The organism is Arthrobacter sp. TB 26, assembly GCF_000427315.1.
Lineage (GTDB): Bacteria > Actinomycetota > Actinomycetes > Actinomycetales > Micrococcaceae > Arthrobacter.
Genome location: NZ_AUPJ01000214.1, coordinates 1 through 791, shown reverse-complemented (window position 1 = coordinate 791; position 791 = coordinate 1). Strand labels below are relative to the sequence as shown.

The following is a 791-nucleotide window of genomic DNA, read 5'->3' as shown; positions in this document are numbered from 1 at the left end:
GTCCCGGCGGCGGTGAGCCGGTTGATGAGGTCCCGGACCTGGATGGTACCGGCGGCGTCCAGGGAGGCCAGCGGTTCGTCCAGCACCAGGACCGCGGGGGCCTGGATGACCGCGCAGGCAATGGCCAGCCGGNCCCCGCCGGAGAGAGTCGCGGGATCCCGGTCCAGGAGCGGGCTGAGGCCCGTCAGTTCAGCGGTGCGTGCCACGTCACGGAGCATCTGGGGCCGCGGGGTGCCGCGGTTTTCCAGGCCGAAGGCGAGTTCCTCGGCCACCGTGGAGCGGACCGTGGAGAGCATGGCGGCCGCATCCTGGGGGACGTAGCCCACCCGGCCCGACCAGGCGGACGGATTGACCCGCGGGTCGTCCTCACGGCCCCGGAATTCCAGCAGCTCCCCTGCCAGCGTGAGCGACCCGGTGAGCGTCCCGGCCTGTCCGGGCCGGTGCCAGCCGGCCAGCAGTTTGCCCAGGGTGGTCTTGCCGCTGCCGGAACCGCCGAGGACAGCTGTCAGGGTGCCCGGTCTGGCGCTGAACCGGACGTTGTGCAGCGCGGGGGTGCTGTCGCCGTGGAAGCTGAAGGAATCGATCCGCGCAGAAAGCACGGCGTCAGTGCTGACGATGGTTCGATCAACGACGGTCATGCCGGCCCCCCAACCGGCCAGGAGGTCCCGAGCCGGACGGCCACCGCGGCGGCAGCGAGCAGCAGCAGCACCGCCCGGAACCGGCGCTGCGCGGTCGGGTCCGTGACTTCGCGGTAGCTGGTCCGGGGACCCGGGGCACCGAAGCCGCGGGCG

Annotated in this window: 1 protein-coding gene; it reads right to left on the bottom strand. The window is 72.8% G+C overall.

Features of this window, described 5'->3' with window-relative positions; translation table 11 throughout:
* On the bottom strand, positions 1-638 hold a 638-nt coding region (locus K789_RS0107560; RefSeq protein WP_024366232.1), incomplete at its 3' end, for an ABC transporter ATP-binding protein.
* Positions 639-791: the final 153 nt, after the last annotated feature.